Annotated in this window: 24 protein-coding genes and 1 pseudogene; 21 read left to right on the forward strand and 4 right to left on the reverse strand. The window is 38.8% G+C overall.

Annotated features, from left to right (window positions below):
- Window positions 1–51: 51 nt before the first annotated feature.
- Window positions 52–2,487, forward strand: coding sequence for a heavy metal translocating P-type ATPase (locus NC799_RS14690; RefSeq protein ID WP_272447196.1), 2,436 nt, complete (start codon window positions 52–54; stop codon window positions 2,485–2,487).
- Window positions 2,488–2,559: 72 nt separating this feature from the next.
- Here the strand turns inward: NC799_RS14690 and NC799_RS14695 are convergent.
- Window positions 2,560–2,865 (reverse strand): annotated as a pseudogene (locus tag NC799_RS14695) (thiamine pyrophosphate-dependent enzyme); the annotation flags it as partial.
- On the reverse strand, window positions 2,841–2,963 hold the full coding sequence (locus tag NC799_RS14700) for a thiamine pyrophosphate-binding protein (RefSeq protein WP_272447197.1): 123 nt from the start codon (window positions 2,961–2,963) through the stop codon (window positions 2,841–2,843). The gene NC799_RS14700 and the pseudogene NC799_RS14695, both read right to left, overlap by 25 nt.
- A 468-nt stretch (window positions 2,964–3,431) precedes the next feature.
- Between NC799_RS14700 and NC799_RS14705 the strand changes: the two genes are divergently transcribed.
- Together NC799_RS14705 and NC799_RS14710 are read left to right on the forward strand one after the other, a co-directional pair.
- Window positions 3,432–4,217 (forward strand): urease accessory protein UreH domain-containing protein, encoded by a 786-nt coding sequence (locus NC799_RS14705; protein ID WP_272447198.1) that lies wholly within the window; start codon window positions 3,432–3,434, stop codon window positions 4,215–4,217.
- Window positions 4,218–4,510: 293 nt separating this feature from the next.
- On the forward strand, window positions 4,511–4,660 hold the full coding sequence (locus NC799_RS14710; protein ID WP_272447199.1) for a hypothetical protein: 150 nt from the start codon (window positions 4,511–4,513) through the stop codon (window positions 4,658–4,660).
- Between the two features lie 29 nt (window positions 4,661–4,689).
- On the opposite strand, the gene NC799_RS14715 is transcribed toward NC799_RS14710, so the two are convergent.
- Together NC799_RS14715 and NC799_RS14720 are read right to left on the reverse strand one after the other, a co-directional pair.
- Window positions 4,690–4,827 carry a hypothetical protein gene (locus tag NC799_RS14715; RefSeq protein WP_272447200.1) on the reverse strand — a complete coding sequence of 46 codons (138 nt, stop codon included), beginning with the start codon at window positions 4,825–4,827 and terminating at the stop codon, window positions 4,690–4,692.
- Between the two features lie 24 nt (window positions 4,828–4,851).
- Entirely contained in the window at window positions 4,852–6,390 is a 1,539-nt protein-coding gene (locus NC799_RS14720; protein ID WP_272447201.1) for a Na+/H+ antiporter NhaC family protein, read from the reverse strand.
- A 141-nt stretch (window positions 6,391–6,531) separates the two neighbouring features.
- On the opposite strand from NC799_RS14720, the gene NC799_RS14725 reads away from it, so the two are divergent.
- The 18 genes from NC799_RS14725 to NC799_RS14810 all read left to right on the forward strand — a co-directional run bounded on the left by NC799_RS14725 (window position 6,532) and on the right by NC799_RS14810 (window position 21,263).
- Complete coding sequence (locus NC799_RS14725) at window positions 6,532–6,882, forward strand: EMC3/TMCO1 family protein (protein ID WP_272447202.1); 351 nt, start codon at window positions 6,532–6,534, stop codon at window positions 6,880–6,882.
- Window positions 6,883–7,146: 264 nt separating this feature from the next.
- Window positions 7,147–7,974, forward strand: a complete 828-nt coding sequence (gene lgt, locus NC799_RS14730; RefSeq protein WP_272447203.1) for a prolipoprotein diacylglyceryl transferase — start codon at window positions 7,147–7,149, stop codon at window positions 7,972–7,974.
- 33 nt (window positions 7,975–8,007) lie between these two features.
- Window positions 8,008–8,718 carry a cytochrome c biogenesis protein CcdA gene (locus NC799_RS14735; protein ID WP_272447227.1) on the forward strand — a complete coding sequence of 237 codons (711 nt, stop codon included), beginning with the start codon at window positions 8,008–8,010 and terminating at the stop codon, window positions 8,716–8,718.
- A 32-nt stretch (window positions 8,719–8,750) separates the two neighbouring features.
- Complete coding sequence (locus NC799_RS14740) at window positions 8,751–9,911, forward strand: F510_1955 family glycosylhydrolase (protein ID WP_272447204.1); 1,161 nt, start codon at window positions 8,751–8,753, stop codon at window positions 9,909–9,911.
- 85 nt (window positions 9,912–9,996) lie between these two features.
- Entirely contained in the window at window positions 9,997–10,704 is a 708-nt protein-coding gene (locus tag NC799_RS14745; protein WP_272447205.1) for a response regulator transcription factor, read from the forward strand.
- Window positions 10,697–12,082 (forward strand): sensor histidine kinase, encoded by a 1,386-nt coding sequence (locus NC799_RS14750; RefSeq protein WP_272447206.1) that lies wholly within the window; start codon window positions 10,697–10,699, stop codon window positions 12,080–12,082. Before NC799_RS14745 ends, NC799_RS14750 begins: the two co-directional genes overlap by 8 nt.
- Window positions 12,079–12,282 carry a hypothetical protein gene (locus NC799_RS14755; protein ID WP_272447207.1) on the forward strand — a complete coding sequence of 68 codons (204 nt, stop codon included), beginning with the start codon at window positions 12,079–12,081 and terminating at the stop codon, window positions 12,280–12,282. The genes NC799_RS14750 and NC799_RS14755 overlap by 4 nt, the downstream gene beginning before the upstream one ends.
- An 83-nt stretch (window positions 12,283–12,365) precedes the next feature.
- Window positions 12,366–12,959: a class I SAM-dependent methyltransferase gene (locus tag NC799_RS14760; RefSeq protein ID WP_272447208.1), complete on the forward strand. Its 594-nt coding sequence runs from the start codon at window positions 12,366–12,368 to the stop codon at window positions 12,957–12,959.
- Window positions 12,960–12,974: 15 nt separating this feature from the next.
- Window positions 12,975–13,892 (forward strand): cytochrome c oxidase assembly protein, encoded by a 918-nt coding sequence (locus tag NC799_RS14765; RefSeq protein ID WP_272447209.1) that lies wholly within the window; start codon window positions 12,975–12,977, stop codon window positions 13,890–13,892.
- A gap of 62 nt (window positions 13,893–13,954) precedes the next feature.
- Complete coding sequence (locus NC799_RS14770; RefSeq protein ID WP_272447210.1) at window positions 13,955–14,563, forward strand: peroxiredoxin family protein; 609 nt, start codon at window positions 13,955–13,957, stop codon at window positions 14,561–14,563.
- Window positions 14,554–15,357, forward strand: a complete 804-nt coding sequence (locus NC799_RS14775) for an RnfABCDGE type electron transport complex subunit D (RefSeq protein WP_272447211.1) — start codon at window positions 14,554–14,556, stop codon at window positions 15,355–15,357. Before NC799_RS14770 ends, NC799_RS14775 begins: the two co-directional genes overlap by 10 nt.
- A gap of 303 nt (window positions 15,358–15,660) precedes the next feature.
- Window positions 15,661–16,122 carry a cytochrome c maturation protein CcmE gene (locus NC799_RS14780; protein WP_272447212.1) on the forward strand — a complete coding sequence of 154 codons (462 nt, stop codon included), beginning with the start codon at window positions 15,661–15,663 and terminating at the stop codon, window positions 16,120–16,122.
- A gap of 2 nt (window positions 16,123–16,124) precedes the next feature.
- Window positions 16,125–18,113 carry a heme lyase CcmF/NrfE family subunit gene (locus NC799_RS14785; protein ID WP_272447213.1) on the forward strand — a complete coding sequence of 663 codons (1,989 nt, stop codon included), beginning with the start codon at window positions 16,125–16,127 and terminating at the stop codon, window positions 18,111–18,113.
- Entirely contained in the window at window positions 18,106–18,600 is a 495-nt protein-coding gene (locus tag NC799_RS14790; RefSeq protein ID WP_272447214.1) for a cytochrome c-type biogenesis protein, read from the forward strand. Before NC799_RS14785 ends, NC799_RS14790 begins: the two co-directional genes overlap by 8 nt.
- Entirely contained in the window at window positions 18,591–18,971 is a 381-nt protein-coding gene (locus tag NC799_RS14795; protein ID WP_272447215.1) for a hypothetical protein, read from the forward strand. The genes NC799_RS14790 and NC799_RS14795 overlap by 10 nt, the downstream gene beginning before the upstream one ends.
- Window positions 18,964–19,890 carry a hypothetical protein gene (locus tag NC799_RS14800; RefSeq protein ID WP_272447216.1) on the forward strand — a complete coding sequence of 309 codons (927 nt, stop codon included), beginning with the start codon at window positions 18,964–18,966 and terminating at the stop codon, window positions 19,888–19,890. The genes NC799_RS14795 and NC799_RS14800 overlap by 8 nt, the downstream gene beginning before the upstream one ends.
- Window positions 19,891–19,900: 10 nt before the next feature.
- On the forward strand, window positions 19,901–20,599 hold the full coding sequence (locus tag NC799_RS14805) for an ABC transporter ATP-binding protein (protein ID WP_272447217.1): 699 nt from the start codon (window positions 19,901–19,903) through the stop codon (window positions 20,597–20,599).
- A complete protein-coding gene (locus tag NC799_RS14810) occupies window positions 20,586–21,263 on the forward strand; it encodes a heme exporter protein CcmB (RefSeq protein ID WP_272447218.1) in 678 nt (225 codons plus the stop codon). The genes NC799_RS14805 and NC799_RS14810 overlap by 14 nt, the downstream gene beginning before the upstream one ends.
- Window positions 21,264–21,266: the final 3 nt, after the last annotated feature.

Consider the following 21,266-nt stretch of genomic DNA (forward strand, 5'->3'; position numbering starts at 1 on the left):
CTAAAATGATTTTATATAGACATATTGCATCTTGAAGGAGGGAGATTAATAATGAGTTCTGAGGCTAAAGTTCTTGATTCAGCAGAAGAGCAGGTCACGTTAGGTATAACTGGGATGACATGTGCAGCATGTGCAAATCGAGTCGAAAAAAACTTATCAAAAGTAGAAGGCGTCAGTAAGGCAAGTGTAAACCCAGCAAATGAAAAAGCCATTGTCAGTTACAATCCAAGTCAAACTTCTGTTGATCAATTAATGGAAACAGTGAAAAAAACTGGTTATGGTGTTCGTGAAGAAAAGACGACATTAGCAATAACCGGAATGACGTGTGCTGCATGTGCTACACGTATTGAAAAAGGACTTAATAAGGTTGATGGTGTAGTAAAAGCCAACGTAAACCTTGCGAACGAAAAAGCAAATGTGGAATTTGTTTCAGGTAAGACAAACATCGACCAACTGCTTGCAGCTGTAAAAAAGGCAGGGTATAGTGCAAAAGTGGCAGGTGATTCAAACGCGGATACAGAAAAAGAAGCTCGTGAAGCAGAATATAAAAAGCAGAGGAATAAGTTTTGGTTAGGAGTTTTGTTTTCTATATGGTTTTTACCGCAAATGATATCTGATTTAGGAATGGAGTATGGATTTAATGTAGGATTTCAATTTCACATCAATCCATGGATTCAATTACTATTAGCCACACCTGTACAGTTTTATATCGGTGGTCACTTCTATCGGGATGCTTATAATGCACTTAGAGGTGGTAGTGCAAATATGGCTACGCTCGTGGCTTTAGGAACCTCAGCAGCTTATTTTTACAGCTTAGTAGTGACAATTACAGGAACAGACGCAGGACTTTATTATGAAGCGGCAGCTCTTGTTATTACACTAATTCTTCTTGGAAAGCTTTTAGAGGTACGTGCAAAAGGACAGACATCAGAGGCTATAAAAAAAATGATGGGTTTACAAGCAAAAACAGCACGAATTATTCGTGATGGAGAAGAAAAAGATATTCCGATTGAAGAAGTGGTAACAGGCGATGTCATTTTTGTTCGAGCAGGAGAAAAGATTCCCGTGGATGGGGAAATTCTTGAAGGAAGTAGTTCCATCGATGAATCGATGCTAACTGGAGAAAGTTTACCAGTAAGTAAAAATGTTGGTGATTCGGTTATTGGAGCTACCGTAAATAAACATGGTTCTTTTAAATTTAAGGCAACTAAAGTCGGAAAAGATACAGCATTAGCTCAGATTATTAAACTTGTGGAAGAGGCCCAAGGTTCGAAAGCACCAATTCAAAAGTTAGCCGATAAAATTTCTGGTGTGTTTGTACCGATTGTTATCGGAATAGCCTTATTAACATTTATTATAACCTATTTCATCGTTGGCTTTGCGCCAGCCCTTATTAGTGCTGTAGCGGTTTTAGTTATCGCATGTCCTTGTGCGCTAGGTTTAGCGACACCAACTGCTGTTATGGTTGGTACTGGTAAAGGTGCTGAAAGTGGTGTGCTTATAAAAGGTGCAGAACACTTAGAAAGTGCACACCGAGTAACAACGATTGTGTTAGATAAAACGGGTACAATCACAAAAGGTGAACCAGAAGTAACGGATATCATCACGACTGATAGCTTTCACGAGGATGACGTACTTCGTTTAGCAGGTTCAGCAGAAAGAGGGTCTGAGCATCCGTTAGGTGAATCAATTGTAAATGGTGCAAAAGCAAAGGGACTTACTTTAAGTGATGTTACTGAATTTAACGCGATTCCAGGTCATGGTATAGAAGTAAAAGTAGATGATAAGAAAATCTATATTGGAAATAAAAAGTTAATGCAAAAACAAAATGTTGCTTTTGAATCGCTGATTAAACAAATGGAAGAGTTAGAAGGCCAAGGAAAAACAGCGATGCTAATGGCAGTAGACGGTCAACTAGCCGGTATTATTGCCGTTGCAGATACAGTAAAGGAATCCTCAGCAGAAGCTATTTCCAAACTAAAAGAAATGGGAATAGAAGTTGCGATGATTACTGGTGATAACCAGCGAACAGCAGAAGCGATCGCAAAACAAGTCGGGGTTGACCGTGTATTAGCCGAAGTACTTCCTGAAGATAAATCTGCAGAAGTAGATAAGCTGAAGAAGGAAGGAAAAGTGGTAGCGATGGTAGGCGATGGTATTAATGATGCACCGGCATTGGCAGCGGCTGATATCGGTATAGCCATCGGTACAGGGACAGATGTTGCAATTGAAGCAGCGGATGTTACCCTGATGCGTGGTGACCTGATGGGTATTGTTGACACGATTCGTTTATCTAAATCGACAATGAGGAAGATTAGGCAAAATCTTTTCTGGGCATTTGCATACAATATAATACTAATCCCTGTAGCTGCAATCGGTTTACTCAATCCAGTTCTTGCAGGTGCGGCGATGGCGTTTAGTTCTGTGTCGGTTGTTACTAACACCTTATTTTTACGAAGATGGAAACCTGTTCAAACGGCTGTATAAAAAGAATCTAATATAGTAAAAATGGGACTGACCAAAAACATCGATACATTGATGTTGGGTCAGTCCCATTTTTTAAAATGGCGGCTTATGAATGGTTCCTTCTTGAAATAATTCCTTTACCATATGACGGGCATAGCCTGTAGCTTGCGCGAAAGTAATTTTTGCCGGTAATGGCGCTTCATCTGCATCCACGATTACATCGACGATACATGGTTTACGCTGTGCAACCGCCTTTTCTAGGGTTGGTACAATGTCTTCGGGATGTTCTACTCTGTAACCTATCCCACCACAAATGTCTGCATAACGAGCAAAGTCTGGGTTTTGTAGATTAGTACCAAACTCTGCATTCCCCATCACTTCTTGCTCAAACTTAAAATTAAAGAATTTATCGAATCGCCCGGCATTCCATAAATATGGTCAACCCCCCATTCGATTAATAGATCCATCATTGCATCGCCTGCTTTTTTTCTAAACATTATTCTTACCTCCAAACTATAATTTAGTGTTATTATTCCCCATTGAATAAGAAAAATTTATCCCGCATTAACGTGAGGTAATACCCCCACTGATAGAAGTTTCACTTTACTTTGGTGTTTTCCTTATTTATTCCAATTCATTCAATCTTTCCCAATGAAGATGTTTGGTGGATTATTGGAGTAGCATGTACAAAAGGTGAAGGAACGACTTTTAAAGTTATTGTTATGCTACCATTACCAAGGCCATTTACAATGAAATCACCCACCTCCTAATTCAGCCCTTTATTTTTTTTTTAAACTTCACGATTTCTACAAAAAGTCTGTGTATGCTTGGTTTAACAATAAAAGGAATGCAATAAAGAATGATGGGCTGCGGTTTATCCTATATAGCCTTACATGTCAAACTGTTGAAAAGGCTAGACATTATAATGCTTATAATTTTATATTGTAAAAAGAAAGGAGACACAAATGCGTGAATTACTTCATGATATAAGTTTACAATGGTATACAATCTTGACTCAGTGGGGAACAAAGGTTGCAGCACCTATTCTTAATATTACTGATCAGTGGAACATTCCAATTTTGACTGCACTGTTACTCGGATTAGCAGCCACCACATCACCATGCCAAGTGACAACAAATGCCAGTGCGCTTGCATTTGTTTCACGCGATGCAACGAACCGGAAACAGACAATTAGTCAATTGATAGCTTTTATTGTAGGAAAAACATTAATTTATACCTTAATTGGTGGAGTGGCAATTTATTTAGGTGTTCAACTGACAACGGTAAATGGGAATGCTTCGTTTATTATATGGATACGGAAGGCTATCGGGCCTCTCATGATTGTAGCGGGGTTATATTTTCTTGGTTTTGTCCGACTGCGTCTATCGTTTGGTACAAACTTTAGCGAAATGCTAAAAAGTAAAATTCCAGAAGGGTCTCCGATTGGTTCCTTTGGTTTTGGTGTTGCATTTGCTCTAGCCTTTTGCCCAACACTAGTATGGCTCTTCTTTGGTCTCCTTGTGCCATTAGGTATTCAAACTAGTGGCGGAATATTACTGCCTGCCATTTTTGCGCTTGGTACAACAGTGCCACTGATTTTCTTTGTACTAATCTTAATCGATAGCTCTGACATGATTAAACAGAAATTTTTTAAGAAGACGAAATCATTGAACAATTGGTTGACAAAGATAGCAGCAATCATATTTTTATTAGCTGGTATTAACGATACGTTTACATATTGGTTCCTATAACTCTGAATGGTTTCACATGATTATAGTTATCCAATAGTCCCATCATAGAATCAAGCATTGTGTTGTGCGGATATAATCCTCCTATGATACTATTGATGTAGTATTAAATGAAAATCTTGATGGGAAAGGAGATGTTAATGTTGGGTTTGTTTGATAAATTAACAGGAAACAAAAAGGAAAAAAAAGACATATATCCCGATGTACCCACAAACATGAAGGGTGTCTTCATGAAAGGGATTGGTATGCACTGAGCTAACAGCTGTAAGCCCCTAGTTGAGGAGGCATTAAAGGCTGTGGACGGTGTGATTGAATTTAAAGTAGAAGCACCGCCGAAGGATCAGGCATATGTAATTTTTAATCCTGAGAAGACTAACATAGATGAACTTACAGATGCGATAAAGGAAAGTGGTTACGGAGTTAAGAAAATAGAAGAGAAAGTTTAAGGCATTGACTTAAGTCAATGCCTTTTTGGTTAATCCTTTTTTCTAGTTGAATTTTGTTCATTTTTGATCCGAGCAAATTTAACTTGCTTTTTCTTTCCGTAATTTAAGAAAGAAAATGCTCCGATTATTGCAACCACAAAGGCAACTATATATAAAAGTTCATCCATCTACATTACACACCCTTTACCAATTTAAGTAATAACAAAAGGAACAATTAAAAATAGTCCTGCCGCAATGGATGCTGCTAATAAATTGTACGGTGTCATTGCACGGACATAGCTCATATGGTCTGCTTGTGCAGCACCAGCAGACATTGCCGTCATACCAGAAACAGGCGACGTAACATCACCAAACGTTCCTCCTGATAAAACAGCTGCTACAGCGAGAGGAACGCTGCCGCCTGTTGTGACAGCGAGTGGTATGGCGATCGGCATCATTAGTGCCCATGCGCCCCACGACGAACCTATAAAGTAAGTGACGGCCCCTGTTACAATAAAGATAAGTACAGGGACTAAAGCGGAGGATAATGCTCCACCTAATGTGGTGCGAATTAGGTCAATTAATCCTAAATCCTGAGAAACGTCTGAAATTGGCCAAGCAACTGCTAAAATAACAATTGTTACCATTAACTTGTTTCCGCCTTTAATAAACTGATCAGTCATTTCCTTTAATTTAATTCCTTGAAAGAGATATAATGCAGAGGTGACCATTACTGTAATAAATAGTGCCAAAAACATGGAACGAGATGGATCAGCAGCCGAAAATATTTCTACAATACTTTGCCCATTAGCTTCTTTTCGTCCATTCCACCACATTAGGAAAAAACTAAGAGGAATTAAGACTAAGATAGGCACCAAAAGATTAAATAGCCTTGGTTTTAAAATGGGTTCTCCGATGCCCATATCCATATCCATATTTTCCATCTTTCCTTTTGATGTCACTCCCATTTGATCCTTTGCCGTATCTGCCTTATCGGTATTGCCAAGTTCTTCAGACATTTCCATCGCATGTGCAGGACGAGATACATGCAGTTCTTGTTTTGATCCTTGAGCTGATTTAATTAATTTTTTCATGCTACCGAAATTCCAACCTATAATTACCGAAAACAAAGCAATCGCAACAGAGGTGAAGCTGAAAAATTGAAACGGTAAACTTGATAAAAATATTTGCATGGCGGAACCTTCTAATCCTGCCGCACCCATTCCTTTTCTTAGTACACCAATAATATAACCGATATATGTGGTTGCAACTGGGATTAAGACGATAACAGGACTGGCGGAATTGTTTAGCATATAGGCTAAACGCTCTCTCGAAACCGAAAAACGGTCTGCTAATGGCTTCATAATGGAACCTGTTGCTACCACGCGAAAGCCGCAGTCGATGAAGGTTAAAGGAAGCAGGAGCCATGAGGCAATAAGCGTCTTTTTGGCATTATTTATATAATTATCCATTACCTTTGCAAAGGCTTGTACTCCACCAGACAATTGTATCAAGGCTACTAGTCCGCTAAACACGTATAAAAAGAGAAGAACATCTAAGTTACCTGCATCAGATAAAACACCTACAATATAGTCAACGGTTTGTGAGATAGAACCGAGAAATGAGCCTGTTAATATAAAGCTTCCTGCCCATAAACCAATCAAAAGCGAAGGAACGACCTGTTTTGTCCAAGTTGCTAAAATAATAGCCAAAACCGATGGAACAATTGAGAGCCATAGTCCAAAATCCATTTAACATATCACCACTTTTCGTTTATTTAATTGTTATCTTCCCCATGATTTGTTTCGTTATTCGATAAGAATTGATACATACATTTAAAAATAATAGTTAAACTATTGTTGTAAATTTAGAATATGATGGAGGTTATACGAATGAAATCTAGTGTGTTTAAACTGATTAGCATCCTTTTTTTCGCATCGGCTATCTCAGTGACCACGGTAACATCTAGTTTTGCACAGTCACCAAACACGGTTAATGCGGAGGAAACAAACGAATCAAATGGTTGTGACAAAATGGAAATGATGCAAGACGAAATGAAATCGATGATGCAGAAACACAAAGAAATGAAGGATGATATGACTAGCCTTTTTAAAGAATTGAAACAAACTGGCAAAGTGTCACAGGAACAAATGAAAAAAATGGAAAAAATCGAGCTAATGATGAAGCAGATGGAAAAAAAGATGGAACAAATGTCAAAGATGGGTATGGATGAATTAAAGTAATTTGATGACTGTTACCTTAACTTTAAAGCTCTAATCCGAATAGGATAGAGCTTTTTTGTGGTTTGTAGATGTTAGCTACAATCGTTGAAGAGAAAAATTTCATGTTCTTCAACAAATCTACACAAATATTATTTATAATTGGTTAATCGTGGCTAACAATCTTCAAAGATTGGGCGACTTTCTGACGGCTAGTCTTTTTTTGCTAAGCTTTTCAAGCAACTTCTATAAGATGACTAATTTTGGTGATGAAATGGGGAATAATGAATGAAACCATTAATAAGTATTGGGCCATTCTCGCTTTATTTTTTTGGCTTAATGATAGCGATAGGTGCCATTACAGGATTAATCCTATTAATTAATGAAGCAAAACGAAGAAATATGGACCATAAGTTGTTAACGGACGGAGTAATGTATGCGCTGATTGGTGGGATTTTGGGCGCGCGTCTAGTTTTTATCTTTGTATACAACCCCTCCTACTATCTAGCCAACCCCGTCGAAGTATTTTTTATTCAAAATGGCGGCTTATCGATCCATGGTGGAATATTGGGAGGATTGCTCGTTGGCTATTTGTTTATGAAAAAACATAAACTACCAATCTTTGAAACGCTAGATGTTGTTGCTCCATCCTTAATTTTGGCACAAGGAATCAGTAGAATTGGTTGTGATGTGTTTGGTGGACCAATTTCAAGTGCTCTTCCATGGGGGATGGAAAAAGGTGGCGAATACCTCCATCCCGCCCAGGCGTATGAGTTTATCTTAGATTACGCATTATTTGGTTACTTATGGTTGCGCCTAAAGAGCAAGAAATATCATGGTCAAGTTTTCATCCATTATTTAATCGGCTTTCTTGCAATCCGTGGAATCGTTGAATTTGCTCGAATAAACCCAATGGTCATTGGCCCCTTTAGTGTCAGTCATGTCATGAGTATAATAGGTATTGCTTTCGCTATCATTTTAATGAATTACCGGAAGAAGGCAGGTTCCATTACGAAAACGCAGCCCGTTAGCAAACAAGATATTGTTAAAACTACCATTATCGTTCTAACGCTTATCATCGTATCGTTGTTGCTTTACTATGGTGTCCAAGGTTAAACTAAATAGGATTATGTTTGTTTGGGGGCAATTATGGGCGATGTATCGATATTATTAGCATTTGCAGCAGGATTCCTTTCCTTTATTTCACCTTGTTGCTTGCCGCTTTACCCTGCCTTTTTATCGTATATTACAGGGATGTCGGTGGACGAGGTGGAAAAGGGGGAAGGGCTTTTAAAAAGGAGAGCGTTTCTCCATACGATCTTCTTCTTCATAGGCTTTTCCATTATCTTTATCGCGTTAGGTTTTTCTACATCTTTATTAGGAAAACTATTCATTTATTATGGCGATTTAGTTAGACAAATAGGTGCTATCTTGCTTGTTGGTTTAGGACTCGTTATTCTAGGGGTGTTCAAGCCTTCCTTCTTAATGACGGGGAAAAGATACACCTTTAAAGACCGACCATCAGGGTATGTTGGTTCAACCTTGATCGGCTTTGCCTTTGCAGCAGGATGGACGCCTTGTACAGGGCCAATATTAGCAGCGATTATTGCGTTAGGCGTAACTAATCCTGACCAGGCAGTCCTCTATATGGTTGCTTATGTATTGGGCTTTGCGATCCCGTTTTTTGTGATGTCATTTTTCATCGGGAAAATGAGTTGGTTAAAAAAACATAGTGGTCGGATGATGCAAATAGGTGGATGGGCGATGATTGTGATGGGCATCTTTCTATATTTTGATTGGATGACCAAAATCATTTCCTTTCTCTCAAGTAATCTATTTGGTGGTTTTACTGGATTTTAAAAAAATAAAAAATAGGAGATACGAACAATCAAATGAAAAATTTACCTTTTTTAGTCATATTACTATTTATCGTACCGTTACGAGCTTTTGCTGATGGAAGTGAAGGTGAGCATGCACAAGAAGTAGCAACCAATTATTGGTCGTACGGTTTAGTTGCTTCTGTCCTCATCTTGATTGTATGTGTTGGTTTATATGTGTGGACAAAGAGAAAGGCATCTAGCATTGGTGTGAAGAATAAAGAAGATCGAGAGTTGCGCAAAGTGCTATTAGGGAGAGCGACTATTTATTTGTGGGTTGCTATCGCTGCTGTAGCTGCAACAATTGTATTCTTAGTTTTAACCAATGGTACTGGTAGCAACGACCAAGCACAGACAGGAAAGGTTAATTTTCCTGATGTCCACGGATTAGGGTATTCGAATGATGGCGAGGAGATTTACGTACCGGCACATGACGGATTAAAGGTATACAAAGATGGTAAATGGGCGCCATCAACAACGAGTGAAGCGAACGACTATATGGGTTTTTCTATGTTTAAGGATGGCTTCTACAGTAGTGGGCATCCTGGGCCTGGTTCAGACCTTGCTAACCCACTTGGGATAATTAGAAGTACCGATATGGGTGAGAATATGGAAGTACTTGACCTTTATAAGGAAATCGATTTTCACGGGATGACGGTTGGCTATGAAACAGAAGATATTTATGTGTTTAATCCATCGGAAAATTCTAGAATGGACCAACCAGGCTTCTTCTATTCATCGGACGAAACGAAGACATGGAATCAAGCAAAGTTAGTAGGATTAGAAGGACAAGCAACAGCACTAGCAGCACACCCAACAGAATCTGGTAAAGTAGCACTAGGAACGAAACAAGGTGTCTATCTTTCTGATAATTATGGTGATGACTTTCAAGCTTTAGCAATACAAGGGCCTGTAACAGCTGTTTCCTTTGATTTTCAAGGAAATCTACTAGTGGCAACTGCAGGGGGAGACCTCGTACAGCTTAACATCGCAAGCAACGAAACGAACCAGTTAGTTGTTCCGGACTTAGCTGAAGACGTGATTCTATATATTCAACAAAACCCTGTAAACAAAGATGAATTAACTTTTGTGACAGCGGAGAAGGATATTTATCATTCCTACGATGGTGGAAAAACGTGGGAACAAAGTGCCGATAAAGGTGTTGCACTAGAATAGTGTTAAGTTAAAACAGGCATCGTGCTCATCATAACTAATGAGAATCGGTGCCTGACATACTTTCTAAGGAAAGTGAGGGGTACAGATGCCTGTAAAAATTCTGATTGTTGATGATGAATGGAACATGCGTAATTTGTTGAAAATTTATCTGTCCAATAGGTTTGAAACACAAGAGGCAAGTAATGGCGTCGATGCGATTCAATTAGTAAAGGAAAATAATTATGATTTAGTTGTGCTAGACATTATGCTTCCTGACATCGACGGGTGGGAAGTATGTACGACCATCCGTCAAACAAAACAAATGCCGATTCTAATGCTAACTGCACGGGATGATATGAAGGATAAAGTGTACGGGTTTGAAATTGGCGCAGATGATTATTTGACGAAGCCATTTGCACCAGAAGAATTTATTGCCCGTGTTAAGGCGCTTTTGCGGCGGACAAATCCTCCTGCACAAGGATTAGGTACGGAAACAATCCAACTTACTGACTTAGTAATTTATAGCAATAGTCGAGAAGTGTATGTGAATGATAAACAAGTAGACTTAACACCAAAAGAATTTGATATCCTTTTCTGTCTAGCAGGTAGCCCGAAACAAGTATTTACTAGAGACATTTTGTTAGATCGTGTTTGGAATGCATCAGAATATCGTGACGCACGAGCGATTGATACCCATGTGAAAAATTTGCGTGAAAAACTGAGGGCTAAAGGACTGCACTATAATCCAATAAAGACGGTTTGGGGAGTAGGTTATCGACTATATGACCCAGAGGACAAAGGTCCACATGAATAAAATTGTTTTAAAGCTCGGTGGAACTATTATGGCCTTGTTCTTAGTTGTTCTTCTTCCGCTAGGGTTTGTAGCCAATCAAATTTTCACCAACTTCTATTACAATCAAGTGCAGCAAGAGATTAGTCAGTTATCAGCCAAATACGCACGTAATATGACCTCGTTAGATGATCGTACGTTTATTAAAATGTTTGTAAATCTCGCTGATTTAACGAACAAAGAGATTATCATCATCAACCAACAAGGCGAAATGGTCGCAAATTCTGGTGTTGGACTTCCGCATTTATCAGAAAAGGAAGTAGAGCAACTGTCCAATGGGCAATCCATTTCCAAACGGGTAGAAGACCCAGTAACAAACAAAAACTATCTTGCTTCAGGTAATCCTATTTATCAGGGGAACAAGATAAGTGGTGTATTTTTTGTCATGGCAGATATTCATGATATTGAAGAGCCTGTCCGTAAGATTAGAGACTTATTAATTTTATCGGCAGTTGGTGCCCTCTTCTTGGCGCTAGGATTTACGTTTGTCTTAGCGAAGAAAATGTCAGACCCGCTACTCGAAATGGAACAAGCAACGCGGAAGATTGCGAAAGGAAAATTAGATGTCCGGGTATCGATTCGTTCTAATGACGAAATTGGTACTTTAGCTAAGGCTATCAATGACCTTGCCATGGAGACAAATAGGTACCGTTCTAATCGGAGAGAGTTCTTCGCTAATATCTCTCATGAACTACGCACTCCCATATCTTATTTGCAAGGTTATGCAAAAGTATTAAAACAGGGACTATACCAGTCAGAAAAGGAAAAAAACTTGTACTTGGAAATCATCGATCAAGAGTCGGATAGGTTAGTACATTTAATTAACGACTTATTTGATTTAGCTAAAATGGAGGAAGGGAAAATTGATCTATCGTTAAGCTTTATCGATATAGGGGGAATTTTAGAATCTGCTATAGTTAAATTAAAGGTGGAAACTGTAAAAAAAGGGATTGAACTGGAAGTGATAAGCAATAATGTCCTACCAAGGATCAAAGGAGATCCAATCCGGATGGAACAAATTTTTACAAATTTATTAAGCAATGCAGTCAGATATACGGAGCAAGGGAAAATTACTGCTCGTGCTTTTTTGAACAAACAACATGTTCATGTTCACATAGAAGATACAGGGATGGGCATTCCTGAGGAGGAAATTCCATATATTTTTGAAAGATTTCATCGTGTCGAGAAGTCACGCTCAAGGCAACTTGGTGGAACTGGATTAGGATTAGCTATTGTCAAAAATTTAGTTGAATTGCATAATGGTACTATTGCCGTTGAAAGCCGAGTTGGCCAAGGAACAACATTTTTGTTAAGCTTCCCGGTAGAAAGGGGTGCAGAATGAAAAAGAACGAATGGTTCGTTGCACTAACGCTAATCACTACGGGGATTATATGTTTAACTTTTTCTGCCTCCGCGATGTGGGGTGCTAAATCAATAAATACCTATCTTGCAACCTTCATAAAGCTTTGCTTATGGCTTGGAATTCCGATTGTGTTGTTTGGTCTTACTTATTTCTTTTTTGTCGTAAAAAAAGGAAAGTGATTGGATGCCTAATAGTACTAGCTGGGCCTAAATAAATTATTTTAAGGAAGAAGGCGTTGTTTTCTTCTTAAGGGGTGAATGAAGTGGGACAATTATTTCCAGTTGTCTATGATTTTTTTATGAGACCGTTAGAACGAGCTAAGTTTAAAGGGATTAGACAGCAGTTGATTAGCGAAGCAGAAGGAAGAGTCCTTGAAATTGGATCAGGTACAGGAATAAACTTCCCGTTTTACAAAGACGTTATTCGTGTCGATGCAATTGAACCGAATCCCTTGATGCAATCGAAGTCAATTGGCAGAAAAAAGAATGCTCAAGTTCCTGTTGAAACGTATCAAGCGAATGCCGAAACACTCCCGTTTGCTAACGATTCGTTTGACACCGTCGTAGCAACACTCGTATTCTGTACGATTCCAAACCCTGTACAAGCGTTGCAGGAAATAAAGCGGGTTAGTAAACCAGGGGCGAAAATATTATTGTTTGAACACGTAAAAATGGACAATAGTTTCCTCGGGAAAACACAAGATATTCTTACGCCTATGTGGAAAAAATTATGTGATGGCTGTCATTTAAACCGCGATACGTTACAATTAATAAAGGAAGCAAATCTAGCAACGACCGAAATTAAATCTTACTATAAAGGTTTGTTTCTTACCATACAATGCGTGAATCAGGAATGATAGGAGAAATTTAAAATGAGACGAATACTCGGTGCGCTTACAACTTTTATTGCAATAGCTATTGTCTACCCTTCAAAATCATTTGCACACAAATCAGATGTAAGAGGGGATGGTAGTGGTGATTTGTTCCAACATTATACATGGGTAGAGATTTGGAACCCGCTGTTACTCATCCTCCTTGTTATAGTATTTTGTGGCTATCTCATGTTTGTCCGTAAAACGTCGGAAGGCTTTCGGAGTCTAAAGGTGATTTCCTTTCTTTTAGGGTTACTTGTTACCTATTTTTCTCTAGCTGGGCCACTTGCCATTTTGGCTAATAATCTAATCTTAAGTGCCCATATGATGCAACAATCGGTGATGTATATTGTCATGCCGGCACTTATATTGTTAGGGATGCCGAAAGAGTTTTATACCATTTTGGACAAAGCGATATTAGACCGTCCGTTTATCAGGATTTTAAAAAATCCACTCGTCAATTTATTGTTGTTTAATGCTCTTTGGTCGTTTTATCACATCCCACAAATATATGAATATTTCTTAGCTCATGAGCTGCAACTTGAGCTACTCCATATCGTAATTAATTCTGCTGCATTTTTGATGTGGGTTCATGTGTTGGCGCCAGAAGACTATTTTAATGAAATGTCCTATTTGAAAAAAATTGGTTATATGTTCGCAAATGGCATGCTAATCACACCTGCCTGTGCGTTAATCATTTTCGCAGGGGATGTGCTTTACCCATCTATTAACGATGCACCCTTATTATATTCTTGGTTAACACCACTTTATGACCAACAATTAGGTGGAGTCATTATGAAAATTGTCCAAGAAGTAGCCTATGCGATAGTTATCGGAATTCTCTTCTTTAAATGGGCGGGATTTGAAAAGGGGACAGTTAATAAAATAGACCCACTACCAAAAAATGTTATTGATTAAGAATATGCTAAACTTAAGCGAATAGCTTGGTTTAGGAAACTAGTTTAGGAGAGATAATTAGAATGAAACATAATAAGAAACCCTCTGGTCAGAAGCGAAAAGGAAGTTCCAAGGTCATTTGGGTATCATGGGTTCTTGTTCTAGTGCTTGCTGTAGGATTGTTAACATACCTTCAAAATAAACAAACAGCTAATATCAACTCTTTAGACGTGGAAATAGGCGAACCGGCCCCTGAATTCACAGTTGAATCAACACAAGGAGATATAGCATTATCTGATTATAAAGGTAAAAACGTTGTCCTTTATTTTTATGAAGGTAATGGCTGACGGGCTTGTGTCGATCAGCTAGTTGAGCTGAATAATAAAAAAGCTGAATATGCCGAAAAGGATACAGTCATTTTAGCTGTTACTACAGACCCAGTTTCCTTCTCAAAGCAAACTGCCCAAGATAATAACATTGAAGTTCCTATTTTATACGATCAAAATCAAAAAATAGGAAAACCGTATGGAGTAACGGATGTACCAGGTGGGATGGATATGGGTCCGGTTGATACTCATGCGATGTTCATTATTGACAAAGAGGGGAAGGTTCAGTGGTATGAAATATCCCCAAGACAAATGAATGTGCCGATCAAGAGTGTGGACAAGGAGTTACAAAAGTTATGGGAATAATACGTGATCCGCGAGTTATGCAAATAATACTTCTTGGGATATATACACTTGCGGGTGTGTTTCTATTAGATTTTTCTGTTACTTGGATTCAAATTGGTTTAACGTTACTATTATGTACAATCCTCGAATTACTGTTAGTTTACTGGAAGAAAGGAACGCTTGTTTGGCCGCCTTATAGCGCTGTTATTACTGGTCTTGGTATAGCATTAGCTTTGAGAGGGGATACGGTCATTCCCTTTATTATTGCTGCCCTCGTTGCAATAGGGTTAAAGCATTTCGTCCGTTACCGAGGAAATCATATCTTCAATCCTTCTAATAGTGGAATTGTCGCAGTTACGTTGTTAATACCATCAACTGCCACTGCTCCACTGCAATGGGGGTATTTTCTTTGGATTCTAGCTTTAATGTCGATTGGTGGTCTGTACTTAGTATTTAAGGTCCATCGACAGACACTAGTGTTTTCTTTTTTTCTAAGTTTTATTGCTATACAGTATAGTAGACATCTAATTTGGCCAGAACAATGGAATGCTAACTTTAGTGCCTTTATGTGGGGGGGATTGTTTGTTTTTATGTTCAATATGATAACAGACCCTAAAACTTCACCAAAATCAATCAAGAGTCAACTGGTATTTGGTGTTAGTACGGCTGTTATAGCACAAATTATGATCCATCTAAATGTCCATAATGCAGTGTTTATCAGTTTAGCAATTGTTACACTTGGTCGTTTCTTGATTATTTGGATAGAAGATAATGTGCTGAACAAGAATCAAACATCAGTGAAACACAGTTGTTAAGGGAGAAAAAACGCTACTATTATGCGTATAGATAGTTTACTTAAGCTTGTCAGGGCTAACCAGGCGCTTTCGCTTTTCTTATTGTCTAGCTACAGCGCCTAGCCCTTCGGGTCATAAGTCAACCCCTTCTGTGGCAAAGACCGCCACGTCAGGGTTTGTCTTATGCCTGTCAGGGCTAACCAGGCGCTTTCGCTTTTCTTTTAATAAAATATGTTTCTTCACAAAATATACACACTTGTTGATTATACTTTTTAAGGATAAAATGATTAGAATAAAGATTTTTCTATAGAGGTTGGGATTAACATGAGTAAAAAAGTTAAAGTAATCGTTGCATTTGTTCTTTTCTTTGGAGTTGTTGGTACATTGGTTTACACGAGTATTTCTAGTGCTGCGACTTTCTATATGACTGTCGATGAACTAAAGGGGAATGAGCAGCAGGCAATGGGAAAACCAGTCAAAATTAGTGGGGAAATTGTGGGTGACTCGGTTGAGTTTGACTCAGATGAAATTCTTTTAACCTTTGAAATTCGAGGAAAAGATGATCCTACCTTCCGTGTTCCGATTGAGTACACTGGTGTTAAACCAGATTCTATGAATGATGGTTGGGAAGCAATTGTTGAAGGGGAACTTACGCAAGATGGTACGTTCATTGCTACGGAAGTGCTAGTGAAATGTCCTTCCAAATATGAAGCGATGGAAGAAGACGGAGAAGAGCCACCAAAAGATGATCCTGCAACAGAGGAAACTAGCGAAGGGGGGAATTAATAATGGGTGAGTTAGGGCGTTATGCATTATTATTTGCCTTTGCGATTGTGATTTATGGGATTGTTGCAAACCTAATAGGAATAAAAACAAAAAATAGACGGCTTATCCAAAGCGCTAAACAATCAGTTCTTGTGTTAGTAGCCTTAACAACGGTTGCATCTGCATCATTAATTTATTTATTAGTGACAGGTAATTTTGATTATGAGTATGTTGCCCAATATTCAAGCACAGATATGCCGTTATTTTATAAAGTAACGTCTTTTTGGGGAGGAAATGCTGGTTCATTATTGCTGTGGTTATGGATATTAAGTATTTATACCACACTTGTCACCTGGTCCAAACACAAGGACAGTGAGATATATTTACCTTGGGTATCTACTTTTTTACTAGGTATTGCCCTATTCTTTGTCCTTGTCCTAAATACTATTGAGTTGCCATTTGCCCCAAATCCAAAAGATATGAATGAAGGAAATGGCTTAAATCCGTTATTACAAAATCCTGGAATGGCAGTCCATCCTGTTACTCTCTATTTAGGGTATATCGGCTTTGCTGTCCCATTCGCTTACGGCATGGCTGCTATCATGTTGAAAAAAGTGGATGCAACATGGCTTAAAGTGACAAGGCGCTGGACCCTTGTTTCTTGGTTATTCTTGAGCATGGGCATTTTGTATGGTTCGCAGTGGGCATATGTCGAGCTAGGCTGGGGTGGATACTGGACATGGGATCCAGTTGAAAATGCTTCCTTTCTACCTTGGCTAACTGGTACGGCCTTTTTGCACTCAGCGATTATCCAAGAACGAAAAGGGATGATGAAGAAGTGGAACATTTCCCTTGTTGCCCTAACGTTTTTATTCACCATCTTTGGAACCTTCCTAACGCGTAGTGGCTTACTTTGGTCTGTCCATGCGTTTGCGAACGGACCAATTGGCGCATTTTTCTTTGGTTTTATTGGTGTGATTATCGTAGGATCACTAGCATTGATATCATCTCGGTGGTCGTTGTTAAAAGCAGAAGGTGGCTTTGAATCTGCTGTTTCTAGGGAAAGTAGTTTCTTAATTAATAATCTATTATTAGTTGTCTCTGCCTTTACAGTATTCTTAGGGACGGTTTATCCAGTATTGTCGGAAGCTGTTACAGGTACAAAGGTGATGGTCGGTGCACCTTATTTTAATCGTGTCAATGTTCCGATTTACTTAGCGCTTATATTAATGATGGGTATCGGGCCAATGTTGGCATGGAAGCGTTCGAGTTTCAAAGAATTAAGAAAAAACTTAATTCTCCCAACAATGGTTGCTGTTATTGCATTTTTACTATTAGCTGCACTAGGTGTTGACCACTGGTTAGCGATATTATCGATGAGTAGTGCGCTATTTGTTTTCTTAACCATCGTATTAGAATTCTCTAAGGCTGTTCAAGCGCGAATGAAGGCAACGAAAGAACCTGCAATTCGGTCATTCTTCATGTTATTTGTCAAAAATAGACGGAGATATGGTGGCTATGTTGCCCACTTAGGAGTTGTGTTTGTTGTGATTGGCCTTACTGGTGCAAGTGTCTTTTCCCTTGATGAACAACAAGGCTTAAATGTTGGTGATTCAATAAACGTTGGCGACTATGCGTTAGAATATAACGGATTAGGAGCTTCAAACACTGAAACAAAACAAATAACTTTTGCTGAATTTACTGTTGAGAAGAATGGGAAAGTAATTGGTGCAATTCGCCCAGAAAAAGTTAACTATACAAATGGGAGTCAAACAACAACGGAAGTGTCTGTCATCAATTCAATATCCGAGGACCTTTATGTTGTGTTAAATGGCTTTGAAGAGAAAACGGGACGAGCTATTATCCAAGTCAAAGTATTTCCTTTAATTAATTGGGTCTGGTTTGGTGGTTATCTTGTCATCTTCGGTTCGTTACTTTCTTTATGGCCTGAAAGAATGAGAAGAAAGAGAGAAATTCCAAGATTAAAGATGGAGACGGTACGTAATGGTTAATAAGTATAGACAATTATATGTAGGTTTACTCGTCTTTATGACTACTTTAATAGCTCCAAGGATAACACTTGCAAGCGAACAAGTCTCTGTTTCTAGAAGAGATGTATTAAATGTGGCGAAGGAATTACATCCTCCTGGTTGTACCGATTCAATGACGGCCGATTATTGTACGTTATCAACAGCCTATGAAACGCGGGCTGAGATACGTGGCCTACTAGAGCAGGGCATGACAAAACAGGAAGTAATTGATGCCCTCGTTCAAAAGTATGGAGAGAGAATTCTTGCTTCACCGACAACAGAAGGGTTCAACCTCATTCCGTGGGTAACACCTGCTGTCGCCATTGTTTTAGGCGCCCTTCTAGTAGGTTTCTTTGTTTCTAGGTTACTAAAAGGAAATAAAGAAACCGCGGTAGCACAGAGCGGCCAGTCTTCGCTTACCAAGGAAGAACAAGCGAAACTTGACGAAGAGTTGAAAAATTGGATGTAGGAAAGGAAGAGGCCTTAATGGAAGCTGTTATCGTAATTGTATTGGCAATAGTTGTTCTAGTAAGCATTCTTTCTCCCTTTTTCTCAAAACAGTTCGAACATGATGAGACTGCAGATAAAGTAGAGGACGGACAAGAGAAAGAGCAAATTTTTAGTCACTTAGCAGATTTAGAATATGATTTTGAAATGGGAAAGTTATCAGAACAAGACTATGTCCAAACCAAAGCAGAATTAACTGCTAAAGCTAAGCCGTTTATACGCCCATCAGATACAAAACAGGAAAAAATAGAGAAAAAGGTTGATCATGAGATTGAATCTTATTTGAATAAAAACGGACTACTAGTGAATAAGGGGGGGACGAGCAATGGGTAAAAAAATTGGAGTAATCCCTTTATTTGCATTACTCCTCCTCGCTTTTCCAATTAACATGCTAGCTGAAGGAAACGAGTCTGTACGAATTGTTGACCAAACCATGGTTGTCTTCCCTGTTGATGAAACAACAGTGCAAATTGTGCAAAGCATGAGTATTGAAAATACAGGCGATGAAACAGAAGAGCAATTGTCGATATTTCTTCCGGAAAATTATGCTGATTTAAGTCTTGGTGATGGTCTTTCCAAAGACAATACAACAATGACAGATAAAGGACTAATTGAGACAACTGGTCTTCCTAGTGGAGAGACAAAACAGTTGGTAGTAACATATAAAATGCCGATGTTTGATGGTGAATCGAGATGGGAGATCGAGCAAGCATATGTGACCGACCAAATTCAAGTTGTCATCCAACCTGGTATACTTTCCTTTAATGCAAGTAACCTTGTTACCCAGTCAGACCTTTTTGAAATGAACGGTAGAGAATTCCGTAGGTTTACTCGCCTGAATTTACACCCCGGTGAAAAATGGCCGCTCATGTTCCAAAAACTGAAACCATCTAGTCAGGAACAGGAGCAAGCAACACCAACTATTGACCCAGATGCGAAATATACAGAAGATGGGCTAAAAGTTATTGGTGGAGAAGGATTTGGCTATGGTAAGGCATCTGTTACGATTATCCTTATTATCGTTGCATTTAGTGCTGCGTTAGTTGGATTGAAAAGAGATTTGTTACGTACAACAGGAAACCACCGAAAGGTTAAACGAACATGGTTGGTAGATGAGAAGGCGATGCTACTTGAGGAAATCGTACAATTAGAAAAAGACTACAGGTCAAAGCTTTTGACTGATTCAACATATGAGAAAACGAGAGAAAAAATACGCGAACAGCTGGTCCGAATTCAGATGGAATTGGAATAGAGGTATCAACATGCGTTTAGACCAGATAAGTTTATCGAGAGATGACAAGCAAGTCCTGCATGACATTAACATGGAGTGGAAACGTGGCGAAACAATCGCACTTATTGGTGCAAATGGAGCAGGTAAATCATCCTTACTAAAAGTATTGGCAACGCTATGGAAGCCTAGTTCGGGCAAGTTAATTTATCCGGATAACACAATAAAACAATGGCAAAAAAATCTCGGCGTTGTCTTTCCGGATTCCTTTTTATATGATGCATTAACAGCGATTGAGAACCTGGAATTTTATCAAAAGTTATACGGAGGTTCAGATAGGAAACGACTAGATAGTTTGTTACAAGCAGTCAGACTAGCGGATGTTGCGACAGAGAAGGTTGGGACGTTTTCAAAAGGGATGAGGCAGCGCTTATCCATCGCGCGAGCATTAACCCATTACCCGTCTTATTTACTTCTAGACGAACCGTTTGACGGACTAGATGTTTCGTCAAGAGACATTGTCCAGAACTTGCTTTTGCAATTAAAGGAGCAAAAGACAGGCTATATTTTAGTAAGTCATAATCTTGATGATGCCATGCACCTATGTGAGCGAGCGTTACTTATCGATAATGGTGAGATCACTGCTGAATCAAGGTGTACACAAGAAGCATTTCCATCCTTTGTTGAACAGTACCATTCCGTCTTAAAGGAGAATAACCATGCAGTTTATTAGACATACGTTGTTGATCTTAACACGTGATTTACGGGTGGAGTTTAGAAATAAATCACTACTATTGTCGATGGTTATTTTTGCATTATTGTTTCAAGTACTGTTACAAATTAGCTTTGATGCTAAAACAGAAGCGATGCAAGAGCTAGCTCCAGGGGTTTTGTGGTTACCAATTATATTAGCAGCCATGCTTGGTTTCAGTAAATACGGTAGCGTTGAAAAGGAAAATGATGCATTTGCAGGGATACTCATTTCACCAATCGACAAAGGTTCTCTTTACTTAGGGAAACTGATAGGTAATAATTTATTCGTTTTGATTGTGATTGCAACCTCAGCACCTACTTTCTTTTTATTTCTAAAACAACCTTTTCCTAACTCGATTGGTTTGTTGATTGTAACGTTGTTGTTAGGAAGCTGGGGATTTGTTGCGATTGGTGTCTTTTTCTCTACCTTGGCGCAATCTAGTAGTATTACAGAGTTACTTGTGCCAATCATGATTTTTCCACTCGCAGTACCGCTGTTTCTGGCGTGTATCCAATTGACGGAAATGGCTTTATTTCCTTCGATTGGATTGGGACAATCGATTTGGCTATTATTATTAATTGCTTATAACATTTTATTTACCATTATTCCGTTATTTTTGTTCGATTTATTATTGGAGGTGTAAAAC

The organism is Aquibacillus salsiterrae (assembly GCF_028416595.1).
Classification (GTDB): Bacteria; Bacillota; Bacilli; order Bacillales; family Amphibacillaceae; genus Aquibacillus_A; species Aquibacillus_A salsiterrae.